This window comes from Streptomyces sp. NPDC037126, assembly GCF_055605965.1.
In genome coordinates this window covers 153,869-169,477 of sequence record NZ_JBVJTD010000017.1, presented here as the reverse complement: position 1 = coordinate 169,477, position 15,609 = coordinate 153,869, and the positions used below count along the sequence as shown (strand labels likewise).

15 protein-coding genes are annotated in these 15,609 nt (G+C 70.4%); 9 read left to right on the top strand and 6 right to left on the bottom strand.

From position 1 onward, the window contains the following. Positions 1-3: 3 nt before the first annotated feature. The 4 genes from ACZ7FF_RS31740 (at position 4) to ACZ7FF_RS31725 (ending at position 3,977) form a co-directional block, all read left to right on the top strand. Positions 4-768 (top strand): YggS family pyridoxal phosphate-dependent enzyme, encoded by a 765-nt coding sequence (locus ACZ7FF_RS31740; RefSeq protein ID WP_470816502.1) that lies wholly within the window; start codon positions 4-6, stop codon positions 766-768. 70 nt (positions 769-838) lie between these two features. Continuing rightward, complete coding sequence (gene hisS / locus ACZ7FF_RS31735; protein WP_470816500.1) at positions 839-2,140, top strand: histidine--tRNA ligase; 1,302 nt, start codon at positions 839-841, stop codon at positions 2,138-2,140. A 419-nt stretch (positions 2,141-2,559) separates the two neighbouring features. Beyond that, a complete protein-coding gene (locus ACZ7FF_RS31730; protein ID WP_470816498.1) occupies positions 2,560-2,883 on the top strand; it encodes a hypothetical protein in 324 nt (107 codons plus the stop codon). Between the two features lie 179 nt (positions 2,884-3,062). Then, entirely contained in the window at positions 3,063-3,977 is a 915-nt protein-coding gene (locus ACZ7FF_RS31725) for a trypsin-like serine peptidase (protein ID WP_470816497.1), read from the top strand. 194 nt (positions 3,978-4,171) lie between these two features. On the opposite strand, the gene ACZ7FF_RS31720 is transcribed toward ACZ7FF_RS31725, so the two are convergent. The 4 genes from ACZ7FF_RS31720 to ACZ7FF_RS31705 all read right to left on the bottom strand — a co-directional run bounded on the left by ACZ7FF_RS31720 (position 4,172) and on the right by ACZ7FF_RS31705 (position 6,157). Further along, positions 4,172-4,660 (bottom strand): CAP domain-containing protein, encoded by a 489-nt coding sequence (locus ACZ7FF_RS31720; RefSeq protein ID WP_470816495.1) that lies wholly within the window; start codon positions 4,658-4,660, stop codon positions 4,172-4,174. Positions 4,661-4,826: 166 nt separating this feature from the next. Then, positions 4,827-5,123: a DUF6233 domain-containing protein gene (locus ACZ7FF_RS31715; RefSeq protein WP_470816493.1), complete on the bottom strand. Its 297-nt coding sequence runs from the start codon at positions 5,121-5,123 to the stop codon at positions 4,827-4,829. Positions 5,124-5,221: 98 nt separating this feature from the next. Continuing rightward, entirely contained in the window at positions 5,222-5,857 is a 636-nt protein-coding gene (locus tag ACZ7FF_RS31710; protein ID WP_470816492.1) for a hypothetical protein, read from the bottom strand. 135 nt (positions 5,858-5,992) lie between these two features. Next, positions 5,993-6,157, bottom strand: coding sequence for a hypothetical protein (locus tag ACZ7FF_RS31705; RefSeq protein ID WP_470816491.1), 165 nt, complete (start codon positions 6,155-6,157; stop codon positions 5,993-5,995). A 657-nt stretch (positions 6,158-6,814) separates the two neighbouring features. Here ACZ7FF_RS31705 and ACZ7FF_RS31700 point away from each other — a divergent pair. The 5 genes from ACZ7FF_RS31700 to ACZ7FF_RS31680 all read left to right on the top strand — a co-directional run bounded on the left by ACZ7FF_RS31700 (position 6,815) and on the right by ACZ7FF_RS31680 (position 11,339). After that, the gene (locus ACZ7FF_RS31700; protein WP_470816490.1) at positions 6,815-7,378 is read left to right on the top strand and encodes a hypothetical protein; all 564 of its coding nucleotides are present in this window, start codon (positions 6,815-6,817) and stop codon (positions 7,376-7,378) included. A 318-nt stretch (positions 7,379-7,696) separates the two neighbouring features. Next, positions 7,697-8,137, top strand: a complete 441-nt coding sequence (locus tag ACZ7FF_RS31695) for a M91 family zinc metallopeptidase (RefSeq protein ID WP_470816489.1) — start codon at positions 7,697-7,699, stop codon at positions 8,135-8,137. 10 nt (positions 8,138-8,147) lie between these two features. Beyond that, a complete protein-coding gene (locus ACZ7FF_RS31690; RefSeq protein ID WP_470816487.1) occupies positions 8,148-8,408 on the top strand; it encodes a hypothetical protein in 261 nt (86 codons plus the stop codon). A gap of 739 nt (positions 8,409-9,147) precedes the next feature. Beyond that, the gene (locus tag ACZ7FF_RS31685; protein ID WP_470816486.1) at positions 9,148-9,402 is read left to right on the top strand and encodes a hypothetical protein; all 255 of its coding nucleotides are present in this window, start codon (positions 9,148-9,150) and stop codon (positions 9,400-9,402) included. Between the two features lie 65 nt (positions 9,403-9,467). Continuing rightward, on the top strand, positions 9,468-11,339 hold the full coding sequence (locus ACZ7FF_RS31680; RefSeq protein WP_470816484.1) for an ABC transporter substrate-binding protein: 1,872 nt from the start codon (positions 9,468-9,470) through the stop codon (positions 11,337-11,339). Positions 11,340-11,543: 204 nt separating this feature from the next. Here the strand turns inward: ACZ7FF_RS31680 and ACZ7FF_RS31675 are convergent, their stop codons facing one another. Next, positions 11,544-13,703 carry a hypothetical protein gene (locus tag ACZ7FF_RS31675; RefSeq protein WP_470816482.1) on the bottom strand — a complete coding sequence of 720 codons (2,160 nt, stop codon included), beginning with the start codon at positions 13,701-13,703 and terminating at the stop codon, positions 11,544-11,546. Between the two features lie 750 nt (positions 13,704-14,453). After that, the gene (locus tag ACZ7FF_RS31670; protein ID WP_470816480.1) at positions 14,454-15,215 is read right to left on the bottom strand and encodes a G1 family glutamic endopeptidase; all 762 of its coding nucleotides are present in this window, start codon (positions 15,213-15,215) and stop codon (positions 14,454-14,456) included. Positions 15,216-15,609: the final 394 nt, after the last annotated feature.

The following is a 15,609-nucleotide window of genomic DNA, read 5'->3' as shown; positions in this document are numbered from 1 at the left end:
ACTGTGACGACACCCCTGCCCCCCGCCCCCGACCGACACCTGGAACCCGGCGCCCGGACAGACCGGCGGGCCGTCCTGGCCCAGCGGCTGGCCGCCGTCCGCGCCCGGATCGCGGACGCCGCCCGGGCGGCCGGACGCGACGGCTCGGGGATCACCCTCATCACCGTCACCAAGAACCGGCCCGCCGAGGACGTCCGCCTGCTGGCCGGGCTGGGCGTGCGCGACGTGGGCGAGAACCAGGACCAGCAGGCGTCCGCGAAGGCGGCGGCCTGCGCCGACCTCTCCCCCGCCCCGTCCTGGCACTTCATCGGCCAGCTCCAGACCAACAAGGCCGCCTCGGTGGCCCGTTACGCCGACATGGTGCACTCCGTGGACCGTTCCTCCCTGGTGTCCGCGCTCGGCAAGGCCGCCCGCCGCGCCGAGCGGGAGCTGCGCTGCCTGATCCAGGTCAGCCTGGACGCGGGCCCCGGACGCGGCGGGGCCCACCCCGACGAGGTCCCCCGGCTCGCCGCGCTCATCGCCGAACAGCCCCTGCTCACCGTGGCCGGGGTGATGGCCGTCGCCCCGCCCCTGGAGCCGGCCGACCGGGCGTTCGCCCGGCTGCACGACGTCCGGGAGCGGCTGCTCGCCGACCACCCGGACGCCGGGGTGATGTCGGCCGGCATGAGCGGGGACCTGGAGGCCGCGATCGCCGCAGGTGCGACGCACGTCAGAGTGGGATCGGCCGTGGTGGGACCCCGCACGCCCGCGGGGACTCCCGCACCATAACTCTGACACCACGTCAATACCCCTTGTTACAATGCCCTTCACTACGCGTGACCCCCATAGGAGCCCCTCCGTGAGTCGTCTGCTGCCCACCGCTCCCTACCGCGGCACCAGGGATTTCCTCCCTGCCGAGATGTCCGTCCGACAGCAGGTGTTCAGCCATCTGTACGAGACGGTGGAGCGCTACGGCTACGGCCGCTACGACGGGCCGATCCTGGAGTCCGCGGAGATCTACGAGGCGAAGTCCGGCCAGGAGATCGCCAACCAGCAGCTGTACTCCCTCACCGACCGCGGCGGCCGCCGGATCGCGCTGCGCCCGGAGATGACCCCCTCGGTGGCCCGGATGATCGCGGCCAACGCCAACAGCCTCCAGTTCCCGGTGCGTTGGTACAGCCACGTCAACTGCCACCGCTACGAGCGGCCGCAGCGCGGCCGCACCCGTGAGCACTGGCAGCTCAACGTGGACATCTTCGGGTCCGACAGCCCGAACTGCGAGATCGAGATCTTCGAACTCATCCACGACGTGATGAGCTCGCTCGGCGCGACCCGCGACATGTGGCTGCTGCGGGTGGGCGACCGCGCCGTCCTCAACAGCATCCTGCGCGACGTGGTGAAGGTGCCCGAGAGCGCGCACCAGCAGACGATGGCCCTCATCGACCGCTGGGAGAAGGTGCCGAACGAGAAGCTGCGCGAGGAGGCCGCGGAGTTCGGCCTCGACGCCCGGATGTTCGACCTCCTGGAATCCACGCTGCGCTCCGGGGCCGAGGTGCTGTCCGCCCTCCCGGACGAGGTCCGCGAGACCTCCGCACTGGCGCAGGTGATGAAGAGCGAGGCCAGGGACCTCTTCGTCTTCGACCCCTTCATCGTGCGCGGCCTGCAGTACTACACCTCCACCGTCTTCGAGGTGTTCGACCGCTCGCCGGACAACAACCGCTCGCTCTTCGGCGGCGGCCGCTACGGCGACCTGGCCGGCCTCTTCACCAACCAGCGCATCCCCGGCATCGGCTTCGGGATGGGCGACGTCACCCTGCACGACTTCCTCGGCACCCACGGCCTGCTCCCCGAGGCCCGCAGCGAGGTGGACGTCAGCGTGATCCCCGTCGACGACGACCTGATCCCCGCCTCCCGCGAGGTCGCCCGCCGGCTCAGGCAGGCCGGGATCCGCACCTCGACCACGCTGGAGCCGCGCAAGCTGGGCAAGGAACTCTCGCGCGCCGACCGCGACGGCTCCCGCTTCGCGGTCATCGTCGGGCGCGACGAGTGGCAGCGCAAGGCCGTCGTCCTCAAGGACCTCAAGGGCGGCGCGCAGCACGAGATCGGGCTGGCCGACGTGGTCACCCACCTCACGGAGCGCCTGGCGGCTCCGGGGGCCTGACCCGCCCCCCCCGAGGCTGCTGTCCCGAACCCCACGCCCCGCTTGACGAAGGACACAGAGGCACCCCCGGGGAGCCGGGCTCTCCGCCCCTGCGCGCAGGCACCGCCGTGAAGACGCCCGCTCCCCCGGGGCCGCCGGACCTACCCGACGCACCCGGGGCACTCCCCCCTCCCCCACACCTTCCGGCGAACGCGGCCACGGCGGGCGGGGCCGCACGCCTCGGTCCGCCGAAGGAGTCCGGCCGCGCCGACGCTCCCGCATCGCTCCGCGGCCGACAGGCGCAAGCCCGAGACGACCCGGCACGTGCCGGGCAGGGGCCGGACACCGCGCTCCCCCGTCGCGCTCGACCGGCCCCCTGCTCCCGGCCGGACGTCGGCCGCCGCCCCCTTCCCTCTGAACTCCTGGAGAGTGAGCCCCAGATGAACGACGAGAAACGCCCGACCGGCGACGAACTGGTGGAAGGACTCCGCAAGGCGCTCGATGCCGACAGCGGCTGGATCCCCGCCCTCGCGGGCCCGAGGGGACCTGCCGGCGTGAGCACCGGTTCGGCGCTGGACGTGGTCGTGGCGCGGTTGTGGAAGTTCGCGACGGCGCCGACCACCCCTGAACACGTCGCCCGTCCGCTCGCGCGCGCGGCCGAGGCGGCCGACGCCGCCCTCGTCACGGACGGCGCAGCACGGTACGGGGCCCTGCACGCAGCGCACGGATGCGTGCTCCAGGCCTGGCAGGCGGCGGCCCGCTGAACCGGCCCTGAGCGGCAGAGGCGTTCACCGGCCCGGCGGCCCGGGCGTATCGGGGGCATGGCAGGGTTTGCCGCGTCCGTGGGGCGACATCGCAAGGATCGACGGCCGTAGGGGGTTCACGGGAAAATCTCGGTCAGTCGCAGCGCGTCTCTCACTTTCGTAAGACAGAGTCATCGGTGATGGAGCGCATCTCACGCATCATGGTCACCTTGCGTCCCGCGTTGCTCAGCGCCGTGGTGATGCTCACCCTGACCTCGTCCGTGGCGGCCGCCCAGGTCAGGTCCAGGTTCTCAGGGCCTGTGCCGGAGGTCCCATCCGCGCGCAGGGCAGGACCCGGGGCGTTTGGTGCATGCGGTCGCGAGGCGGTGAAGCGCCCGACAACGCAGCGCGCGTGCGTGCCGGCGATCGCGGAGCAGACGGGCCCTCCTACTCAGGCCCCGGGCACCACCGGCGCCGTCGTCGCCGATCGGCAGACGGTACGGGTCGGCGCGCTGTTCGGCGCGGACCGGGCCGACGATCTGTCCGGCGGGCACCTGTGCACGGCCTCGGTCGTGCACAGCCCCCAGGGCGACCTCATCGTCACCGCCGCACACTGCGTGAGCGACACCAGCACCGACCTGGTGTTCGTGCCGGGCTACCGGGACGGGCACGCGCCTTTCGGGGTGTGGAAGCTGGGGCACCGCTATCTGCCCGACGGATGGATCAAGGACCAGGACGATGACAGCGACCTGGCCTTCGCCACCGTCGGTGACCAGGACGGCAAGCCCATCGAGGACGTCGTCGGAGCCAACCGGTTCACGACCGGCACGGCCACCGGCACCACCGCCGTGACCGTCATCGGCTACCCCGACTCCCGCGAGACGCCCATCAGCTGCACCAACAAGCCGACCTCACACAGCAGCACCCAACAGCGCATCAACTGCCCCGACTTCACACACGGCACCAGCGGCAGCCCCTGGATCGACAATGAGGGCCAGGTCGTGGGCGTCCTCGGCGGCTACGACGAGGGCGGCGACACCGACGACGTGTCCTACAGCGTGACGCTGGGCGGCCAGGCGGCCGACCTGTACACATCAGCGATCCGTGCTCCGTGATCCGCGCGATGGCGCGGACATGACGGACGCCTTCACGCAGATCCGGGCGGCCGCACTCGCCCAGCTGCCGGCGGGCACCGGCCTCGATGGGGTTATGTGACCTGCCGGCCTGTCTCGGCCCGTTGATGTCTCATGCCGGACTCGGGGCCCGCTCGGGCGAAGGGCTCAGCCATCCTGAGGCGGATCGTCCACGTTCAGCGAGCACCGGCGGTGATGACAGCCGTCCATTTGGTGCCATCGGTGGTGTAGACGGCGCCAGCGTCCGTGGTTGTGCAATCCGTGAAGGCATTGCGGTGGGCATCTTGAAGCCATAGTCCGATCGCGGTCTGTGGCGAGGCGGAGCCCACGCCTCCAGCTTGGATCTCACCTATCGAGGCGCCGGTCCAGCCGTTGGCGGCGGCGCGGGACCCCGGGGTGGAGCCATCCGAACCGGTATGCCCGTCCTTCGTGCCATTTTGCATGATGTCGTCGGCGTGCGACTGTGCCGCAGCTTGCAGCCCGGGATTCAACACCCAGGCGGGACACCCGTTTTTCGCTCGTTCAGCGTTGGCTGCGGCGAGCATTCCGCCGTCATCCGCCCGGGCCAGTCCCGCACCGCCGAAAAGCAGAATCGCCGGTGCCGCAACGGCTGCGCTCACCGCCCAGACGACCAATCTGTTCTTCCGTTCGAGGGTGGTGGTCATGAGGTGCTCCTTTCCCACTCCGTGATTCGCGAGCGGCCTGGCCGAGCTGCTGTCTGCCCCAGAATCTGCCTGGAGTGCCTCGGCCACCGCGGCATAGGTGGGGATCAGCCGGTCCAGGCCGCAGACGGGCCACATCCTGACCGTCGCCTCGCCCAGGCAGCCGCGATCAACCTGCCGGTTCCGGCCGGCAGTGCGGACAGGCGGCAACGCCATCGGCGAGCGCCCGCAGCACAGTCGCCCGGTCTGCGCCCTTGTTGCGGCCGCCTGCATCGCAGCAGCCGCCGGCGTGCTCGTACACGGCGGCCGTATCGCGGTCGAGGCCGAGTTCGAGCAGCCAGTCCGGCGCGGGTGGCCGGCCCGCTGCACCCTGCTGGCGCCGCTGTTCGCACCGTTGTGCTCCTCGACGATGCGGCGGGGCGAAGCGCAGCGCCTCCAGACACGTCAGTGGCCGCTCATCGCTCATCTGCCTCGCCCTTCTCCTCCTCCGTCCGGTCCCAGCTTGCTCAAAAATTCGAACAGAAGGTCACCCAAGGGGCGGCGAGTACCCGGCCCGAGCGGGCTTCAGTCGATCCTGACGCAGTAGACGAACGGAACGCTGGCCGTGCTTCGACCCGACGTCAGATCGACTGCGTGAACCTGGGAGTTCGGGTTTCCGGGAGCGCACCGTCCAGGGAAGCCGGGGACGGAACCGAAGCTCCCGCCTGCGAATCCGGAGTGCCTGGCGGCCGTGACCGTCGAGGACTTGCTGACCGCGCCGGAGAACACGATGCGGACCGGGCTGTCTATGTTGAAGTGGTCGCCGCTGACCTTGAGGGTGCCGTTGTGTGAAGTGATCCACAGCCGCACCGCCAACCGCCGGTCATCGGCCTGACTGTTGTCGTAGCGCGCCTGCGCGCGGCTCTGCGGGGTCACGCAGGTGAGGTCGTCGGAGCCCCATGCCTCACGCCAGACATAGCCCTGCTCGCAGTAGCCGTTCGGGAGGGTCCGGCCGGGGGCAAGAGCCTTGTCGTTGGCGGTGTCCGTACGCGTCTGCGGTGTGACGCACACGAGATCGCTGGCACGCGCGACCCGCCAGACATATCCCTGTCTGCAGGTGTTGGGCCCGTAGTCCTGAGCGTTGGCGGCCGATGGTGCGATCAGCCCGCCGCCGATCCCGGCGGCAACCGCCATCGCCGAGGCAATGGATCGCCTGAACATAGTCATACCTCCACAGTTCCGAGGTCGCTATGGTTTTATCGTCCGCTTTCGTTGTGGAATCATCAAATCCTGCGGGTGGAAGTCCGGTCAGGCCTCACCGTACGACGCCACCCGACTCGGCCATCCGCAAGACCGTCAAGCGTCCGCGATCATCGCCGCGACGTCGTGCGCCCCGGACGGCAGTGCGGCCAGGAACTGGCCGTGCACGGCGTGGCGTTGGAGCGCGTAGCCGTGGGCGGACGCACGCAGGAGCGTCCCCTGCGTGGACGAGGCGCGGATCGCACCGGACAGGGCCGGCATCGCGCAGGCCGTATTCCAGGGCGTGCATGTGCGGCTCGATCAGAGCTTCAGGCGCGGGCAGCAGACCGGGGTCCGTGACCGTCACCGGCCTACGGCCGACTCCTCGAGCCCGGATCCGCCCAGCCTGCAAAGGCCGCCCCGACAGCGCCGTGACCAAGCGCGGCGGCCTCGCCGGCCAGGTGGACCCGACGGCACCGCCCAGCCAGTTGAGGAAGCAACTGATCGAACATCAACACCCGTACACCGAGCAGTAATTCAAATACAGGACCCCGCACTTCCGGAGTACTGCCGCTGCACCCGCCCGAGCGGACCTTCACGTCGCCTCAACAATGGATGCGTCTACTATCGAGAGTTCAACTTCTTTTGTGGGGCGGGGGTTGCGAAACAAAATCGTTCGAGGTTACCTGGATATGGGTGATAAGCCCCGGGAGCTGCATGCGTTCGCATGGATGGGGTCCCCCGCACACACAGCAACGCCGCCCCGAATCCTGACAGCACAGGACTGCGGCATGGAGACGCGGCCCAGTGCGGGTGGCACCGGGAACAGCCCCGAGGGGCACGATGCCAATCCAGTGCGGTCGTTTCCGCCAGGCCGGACAGCCGCCCTTCCAGGCGACGCAAGCTCGTTCAACAATGGCAGTCAGGAAGTGCGTAGCCATGATGAGCACTCTCAAGCGTTATGGCGGAACCGCCTTTGCCTCAGTGCTGTTGGCAGGGAGCATCGGCCTGCCGACCACGGCGGCCGCGGCCGATCCAGGCCTGTCGATGAAGCCGACCAACCTGGCAGGGTCGGTCACCCTCCCCCAATACACCGACAATTTCACCGTCAGCCGCGACATCAGATTCAACGGCGGCGTCCCGGTCGGCGGCTGGTCAGCCCTGACCCTGCACTCCGACGGGACATTCAACTGGACCGGACACGTACACAACTCAGGCGGCGTCGGATACAACTACAGTGAGGCTTGCGTTGTCCGCTTCGAAACGGGCGAGACCTACATCTTCGATGTCGGTGGAAGCATGGGCGGAATCTTCGGCAGGTCCCGCGACTTCAACTGGCAGCGGGACGGACAACTGCGAACTCTCCCCCGGGTGTGGAACGAGGCCTCGGGCTACACGGCGAACTGCTCGGCGCGAGCCAGTCTCGACGTCGACGGCACAGTCAAGACGGCGAAGGACGCCATCCCTTACGTCATGACGGTCCTCGCGGTCGTCGGCGCCTGATCCGCGCGGAGGGGCGACTGCGGTGCGATCAGCCCCTGAGGACAGCGCCCAGCACAGCAATGCCCCAAGGCAGGATCTTGACAGTCGTCGTACCGGACTCGGATGCCGAAGGAGGGCGAAGTCATGGGAAGTGCCCTCGAGCGTCATGGTGCTGTAGTCGTTGCTTCGGCATTCCGTTCCCGGCGCAGACCCCCCTCATCAGCGCGCTTCGCACTGCTGACGGCCCTCTCCGTCGCCGCCCTGATGCTGGGTACCGCCCCACAGGCCCAGGCCGTGATCAGCGTGAGCCCCACGGCGGCCACGGCTTTCAACAGGTGCATGAACAAGTACCGAGCCGAGGACGACAGCGGCGACCCCGCCAATATTGTCCGGTACCTCGAGTTCTCCCCGCACAAGGCGTCGATCGCCCTCAGCAACGGCGACACACTCACGAGGCCCGACAGCTGGGACGACGCGCAGAACGGGACGGGCACCAACAGCACCATCGCGTGGAACAGCACGAACACCCGGCCGCTGAGCGACGGCACCCCGAGCGATCCGTGCGCTCAGCTGTATCATGAGATGGCTCACGCACTGGACATGTCGCGTGGCACCCTCAACCTGCAGTGGTGCCGTGGAGCCCCCCGCATACAGACCGATGAGGTCGTAGCCGTCTTCGCGGAGAACGCGTACCGCTCGTACCAGGGCCTGCCCGTACGTACCGCGTACGGCACTGAGTCCGGCCCAGCGCAGCTACCAGACTCCGTGGACGACTGCTGATACTGCACAGATGCTCGGTGTGTCAGGGAAGGTACTCGTCCACTCGTGCGCCAGGCCGTCACAGGGGTGGCTGACAAAACCCGACACCGGGGACTGCCGGGCGGCGGCGAAGAGCGGGCGCTGCCGCTCGGCCGGCCGCCAGCAGGCGCTCGACGCGCTGCGCGGCCAGGTCGCGCGGCTGCTTCAGCAGGCGGGCCGGGTCGATGGTGAGGGGGAAGGGCTCGGTGAGGACATCGGACAGGTACCGCTCTTCGGCGACACGGCACGGTGAGCGGCGCCTCGGACACGGGCACGGCGAACGAAGCGCGCGCCGTCCTGAGCGCGCGCCATCGAAGTTCGAGCAGGGCGCGAGTCGGCGCACACCGGAGCGGATCGAGCGGCTCTCCGCCATCGGCATGCGCTGGGCGTAGGGGACGCACCGAATCTCGTTCCGGCTGAGCTGAATTGCGTGCCGGCTTCGACGCACGGAATTCGGTGCGGGCCGGAACGGCTATGTGCTCTTTGCCTGTCGAGACAGCGGTGAGGGGGCTCCAGCCGGTAATCAGGAGCCCCCTCTTCCTCCGCCGGTGGCACTGCCGGGACCCAGGAAGGGGAGGACGGCGGTTCGGTGGCGGAGATTCCACTTGTCCAGCTCACCATCGCCCCGACCGTCATGCAAGATCTTTTCGAGTTCGGAAGGGTTCGGAACAACGAAGATGCAGGTCAGCGCAGGTTTCCGGTCTACCATCCACCGGTTGCTGCCGCAGTTCCCGCATCATGAAGGCCCCTGGTTCCCGCCCGAACGGTTCGACTTCCTGTGGAGCAGGTCGCGGAGATGGGTTACGAACCGAGCGAAAACGAAAGCAACGGTCCGGTGAATGACGCCGGATGTTCGGGCTGTTTCCAGTCAGGCTCCCGGGGTTACCACGCCTTCCGCGTCGGCATTACAACTGGGTGGTGCCCGCAGCACGGCCGGTAACCGTCTGCGGGTATTCCTCGGCGCCTTTGCCGAGCCCAGGAAGGGGAGGACCATGTCACGACGTTCCACACGCCTGCGCCACCCGCAGGTCACTTCATCGAGCCAGGCCCTGTGCGGGGCCCAGCTCGCACCCGCTCACCGCATCACCGTCTACATCCTGATCCTGCTGGTGGTGGTCGTGCTCGTGAGCAGCGGGCACTCCGCCGGCGACGCCATCGGGCTGGTGGTGGCGGCCGGCGCCGCGGCCGCGCACACCGATTCCTGGCTGAGCGGACAGCGTCCCGCCGGCTCTGCCGGGGGTGCGTGATGACACAGCCGCCCGAAGACCAAGCCTCTCAGGACGGACAGGGCCTGTGGCCGGACCCGTCACGGGTGCGCCATGCGAAGGAGTTCCGCGAGGCGCTGACCCAGTTACGCAAGAGCCGCGACCTCAACCTCCGCGACCTGGAGAAGGCCAGCGACGACGGCACCAGGAAGCTGGCGACGGCCACGGTGTCGACGGTGCTCAGGATGGACGCGCTGCCCACCCGGGAGTTCACCGTCAAGTATCTGCGGGCCTGTGGCCTGAGCGAGGCAGAGCTCGAACCGTGGCTCACGCGGTGGGAACATCTGAACCGCGAGCAGACAGGCCACGCGCCGCAGGACAACGCGCCGGCGCCAGAAGACCGGGCCGGGACGACGAGCCGGCTTCGCATGCGCCTCAGGCCGCTTCCGGGCGGCCGCTGGGGGCTGCGTGCGGGCCTGGGCGCCTGCACCGTGATCGCTCTCGCCGCCGGGGTGGGCGCATGGCGGTTGCACGACCACCACGCGCACGAGAAGAAGATGCAGCAGGTGCGGCAGCTCGAGCGGTTCAAGAAGCAGCACTGCGACAGCCTCGACCCCGGCCTGGTCACGACCGGCCCGGAGTGCACCGGCATCACCGACGGCAGGCAGGACTCCGGCGTCTTCGGCGGCGACCTCGAGCCGGTCATGACCGCCATCGGCGCGGAGAACACCCACGTGGTGGCGGGCCGCGACTACGTCACGATCGCGTTCTTGACTCCGCTGACCTCCACGAGCGCCAACAGCCTCACCCTCGGCCAGGACGTCGCCGAACTGGAAGGCGCCTACACGGCGGTCGAGGAGGAGAACGCGAAGGACAGCAGGCCCAAGATCCGGCTCGTCGTGGCCAGCATGAGCAGCAGCGAGAAGTACTGGTCCCAGGCCGTCGACCGGCTCATCGACATGAAGCAGAAGGACCACCTGGTGGCGGTGGCCGGGCTCGGGCTCAGCCAGCAGGAATCGGTCGACGCCGCCCGGGCGCTGAGCAAGGCCGATCTGCCCATGGTCAGCGACCTCATCACCGCCGACGGATTCGACGCCACCGGCACCGTCGACGGCAAAGGGCCCATCAACGGACTGGCCGGGGTCGCCCTGACCAACGCGGACCAGCTCACCGCCATCGGCAAACAGCTCACCGGAGAACACACCGCCGCCCTGGTCAGCACAGACAAGACCCCCGGCGGCACCACGGACCTCTACACCGAATCACTCACCCACGACTTCCGCACCATCCAAGGACTGAAGAAATACCTCGACGACGCCGCCGACTTCTCCTTCGACCCGCGCGGCGGACCGGCCTCCGTCCTGCCCTCCATCAGCCAGAACCTGTGCAGCGCCGGCAAGACCGTCGACACCGTCTACTTCGCCGCCCGGCTCAAGTACCTGCCCGACTTCCTCGACGCACTGACCAACCGCTCCTGCCACACCCAGCACATCACCGTCATCACCGGATCCGACGCGGCCGCCCTCGACCCCAAGACACCGGCCCTGCACCAGGCCGACGCGCCCATCACCGTCCTGTACGCCTCCTTCCCCAGCCCCACCCAGCTCCACAGCACCGACAACACCGACCACGGCCTCTACGACACCTTCGTCAAAGACTTCACCTCCCCCCACCACGGCCGGCAGTTCCCCGCAAGCCGCCTCACCGACAGCTACTGGCCCCTCGTCGCCCACGACGCCGTCCTCACCACCGCAACAGCCCTGCACAACGCCGCCGCGAACGGCGCAGACACCGCAGCCGGCCTGCCCAACCGCTACGCCGTCAAAAACGAGCTCTACACCCTGCGCAACAACGCCGTAGCCGGAGCCAGCGGACACTTCGGCATCGACAAGAACGGCGACCGAACCAACACGGCCACCATCACCACCGTCCACCGCCTCGGCCCGCCCCTCGACGACAACACCCCGCACTCCGGCTGAACCACAGCACCAACCGTGCACGGCAAGACCCCACCCCAGGTCTGCCCCGGCCTTCGTCGTTGTCACCACCGCAACAGACGGCGCTCAGCCTCACCGGGCCCAACGGGTCCGGTGAGGCCGGGTGTCGTGGGTGTTCACGGCGGACCTGCCGCCACCGCAACCGAGATCGTCGCCGCGGGCCACGGCCTGAGCAGCAGCACCTGATCAGGCGCCCTCATGGGGTGCCCGGTCGAGGACAGACGCCAGCGCGGCACGCAGCCGTTCGTCCTCGCGGATCATCGCGTGGTCGGACCCGGAGACGACCAGGCGGCGGTCCCCGGTGGCGAGCGCGGCCAGCCGGTCGTGCTGCTCCGGCGTCAGGGCGGCGGCGCCGAGCGCCCGCAGGGCCTGGCAGGCGCCCTTGAGGTCGGCGCGGGTCTCGGCCGAGTGCAGCGCCGCCTCGGCGAGCCGGGCGCGGTCGAGGTCGGCAGGATCGGCGACGGCGAGCAGCCCGAGGACGGCCGAGGGTGCTTGGGCCGGGTCGTCGAGGAGAGCTTGGAGCCGGGCCGTCAGCGGGCGCCCGGCCGGGCCGAGCACGGCGATCTCGCGGGCGGCGCGGGCGGCCGTCCAGTGGAACCACTGCCGGCCCTCGCTTCTGTCGAACACCGAGGCCAGCACCGGGACGACCTCGGCCGCCTCACCGGCGATCCGCCACAGGGCGAGCGCCAGGGCGAGGTCGGTGTCCACCTCCGGCGTGGTGTCGCGGTCGATGGTGCGGCCGAGCGCCGTCCGCAGGGCCGGGGTGAGGCGGGCGGCCGCCGGGCCGAGGCCGGCCAAGGCGCGGGCGCCCTCGATGACGCCGCGCGCACCGGTGGCGAGCGCCGCCTCGGCGGCGGCGAGCAGCGGCCCGGTCTCACCGGTCAGCTCGTACAGGGCCTGCGCCACGAACAGCTTCCGGGCGTCGGCCCGCAGGGCGGTGGCGGTCTGCTCGCGCTGCTCCGGCCCGATGTCGGCGGCGACGGCGGTGATTGCGGTGGCAGCGTACTGGAACCGGGGCAGGACGGCGCACAGTTCGGGCAGCGCCTCGACGGCCTGTGGGCCCCATTGCCGCAGCAGGTGGACCAGCTGGGCGGTGTCGTTGTGGTCCTCGGTCGTCGAGCAACCGCAGTCCTTGCACCCCTCGGGACGCTCCAGCGCCTTGGCGGCCAGGCGAGCGCGGACCGCGGCGAACAGTTCCGGATCGAACGGGAAGGGCGCATCGGCCGGCGCGTGGGACCCGGCGGCGCACTGCATGGCGCGCGGGCGCCGGCCGAGGGCCCGGGCCAGCAGCGGGGCGGCGGCCTGCGGCGCCACCAGGACGAGGGCGGCGAGGGCCCGGTCGGCCGCCTCGTCGTCCGGCTGCGCGGCGAGTTCGGCGAGGACGGGCGCGGCCTCGGCGGCCGCCGGGCCGATCTTGCCCAGCAGCTGGGCGGCCGCCCAGTCGGCGGCGAGCGGGGCGATCGCGGGGATCAGCCGCTGCGGGGCGCTGCGGGACAGGGTGCAGGCGCGGTCGGCCGCCCACAGGGCCTCGGCCCGCACCTCGGGGCGCTCGTCACGCAGCGCGGCGTCGAGCAGCACGAGGGCACTCTCGCGGTCGGCGTCGGTGTCCCGCCCCAGCAGGATCCCGACGATAGAGCGCAGCGGCTCCCGGTGCTCGTCCGCGTAGCCGGACCTGGCCGTCTCGCGCGCGGGCAACAGGCCGAGGACCGCGTCGCGGTGCGCAGCGAGCCACGGCTCCTCGGCGTCCAACGCGGCGAACACGGCGGCCAGGCGCAGCGGCGCGGGCGTGTCCGGGCCGAGCAGGGCACGGGCCTCGGCGACGGCGCCCACGCGGTCCAACCGGCCGTACGCGGTGAGGAGTTCGGCCCGGACGGTGGACTCGGTCTCGGCGGCCAAGCGGGCACGGACGGCCGGCAGCGCGGTGCAGGTGTCCCGAGTGTGGCCGACCGTCCAGCCGGCCGCCTGCCGGACGGCGGCGTCCTCGTCGGCCAGCAGCGTGATGAGCAGCGGCAGTTGGGCGGCTACGGCGGCCCGGACGGCGCCCGGCTCGACGCCGTATTCGTCCTCGCTCTCCGCGAGACAGCCGAGCAGTCGGAGCGCGTCGACGGTCTGCCGGCCGGAGGCGGCGATTCGGGCGAGGTACGGGGTGGCGTCGACGCTGGCCGCGTACACGGTGCCCTGGTGCACGATCGAGCCGTACAGCTCGTCCAGTGCCTCCTCGGCGTCCGCACCGCCCTCGGCGAAGGTGCGCAACAACCCGGGCAGGTCCTCGGCGGGGCCGTAGGCGTGGCTGACGGTGGCCCAGGGGTGGGCGTCGAGCCCGGCGAGGGCGGTGGAGAGCTCCATGGCCGTGATCTTCGCAGGGACCTCCGACATCCGCTCAGACCAGGTGCCGCAGAAAGGCCCCGGGCCGTTCGAGGAAGCGGCGCCAGTGGTCGACGAGTTCGAGGTCCCGCCGGCGGGCGGTGCGGACCCCGTGCTCGCCGACCTCCAGCACGGCCGAACCAAAGCATCCGGCGCGCACGAGGGTGGGCCGCCGCGGAGAGCCTCTTCCTCGTCCTCATGGGCCGGACCGGGGAACGGGGCCTGCCCGGCGGCAAGCCGACATGGGGACCTGTGGGCCGGGCGGCGCCGGGCCGGGCGAACCTGGCCCGGACAGGCTGGGTCACCCGCCGCCGGGTGAGCCGCAAAGAGATCACCGCCCCCTGCCGCCGCGCCCCGCGGCGCCGTCAACGGCCCGGCGGCTGTGGCACCTGTTCGGTTACCCTTCGGCATGGCCGCTGCCGAGCCGTGCGTGAGTCGGTCAACGACCTTGCAGTGACCGGAGTTGATGCCGGAGCACGCTTCCGGCCGAGAGCCGCTCCGTACCCGCGATGCCCGAGGCGAACTGTGTGCCGACCGGCGAGCGGGTCGGCCGGCTGACGAAGCGGTCGCGGCGTGGGCACGGCCCGGGCCTGCGCGTTGCGTCGCCCTGCCAGCGCGGCGGTGCCGTGCTCCGGGTGGTCCGGGGGCCGAAATCGGGCCCCGCGAGCGGGATATGGGGCGGCCCCGGGACGCCGTGGCGCCCGGGGCCGCCCCGCCGAAGCGAGCTGTGGCTCAGCTGTGGTTGTAGGTGACCGAGAAGTTCTCCCCGCCGCTCAGGGAGGAGGTGGTGGCCTTGGTGGTGCTGCCCGACGCCATGTTGATCTTGTCGGGCGAGTAGTTGCCGATCGCCTGGCCGTTGGCGGTGGCGTTGGTGAAGCTCGCGGTGCCGAAGTTCGACAGCGGGAGCACGCCGGAAGAGCTGGACGGCGCCTCGGCTATGACCTCGGCGGACGCGTTGGACAGGCCGCTCTGCGACTTGGTCGTGGTCTTCGTCCACCCCTTGGTGGTGTCCGTGAGGGTGAGCGTGTACTTGGTTCCGCTGCGGGTGATCGTGGAGGTGAAGTGGTCACCGGCGCTGACCGGGTTGCTGTAGTTGACGGGGTACGCCGGGTACATCTCGTACCAGGACGAGTAGACCGCCCGGCCGCTTGAGCAGTCCGCTTCGGTGCCCGTCTGCTCCACGGAGTTGCTGCCGTCGCCGTCGATGCCTATCCAGAACGACGAGTACGTGGTCGATCTGGTGCAGCTGACCGCCGGCTGCACCCAGTTCGCGGAGACACTGGTGAACGTCGTGCCGGTCGCGGCGTAGCCGGCCCAGTTGGAGCTGGTGCTGTTCCTGATGCCACCGACCAATTGGTGGCTGCCGATGTGGCCGCTGACCGGGGTCATGCGCAGCGCCGGCGCGGCGACGGCGGCCGCGGGGGAGGTCGCCAGCGCGGACAGGACGGCGGCGGCTACGGCTGTGGCTGCGGTGAGGCGGATCGTGCCAGACATGCTGCTTCTTCTCGCGGGACTCGCGGTGCAGACGTAACTGGCGGCCACCAGTGGGGGGAGACGTGCGCCCGTGGTTGTCAGTGTGCAGTCAACATGAGTCCCGTTGTCACCCGGCTGCCGGGAATTCACAGCAAAGGACCTGCCAAGTAACGTCCACAAAAGGGTTGTTGACGGCAAAACCATCCCGACGGTGGGGTCGGGAGCCCGGTCATGCCCCGTCGTACAGCCCCTCCACCTCTCGACTGAAGCCCGCGAGGTTCCGCGAGCGCGAGCGGAAGGCATAGGCCACCGGCGTCCCGGCTCCGGGCCAGCCGCCGCAGCCCCAGCCCGATGCGAACGACCCCCTCGTCCTGCCCGAGCTCTTCGACGGCGGCGGCGAGGCCTGGTTCCCGCT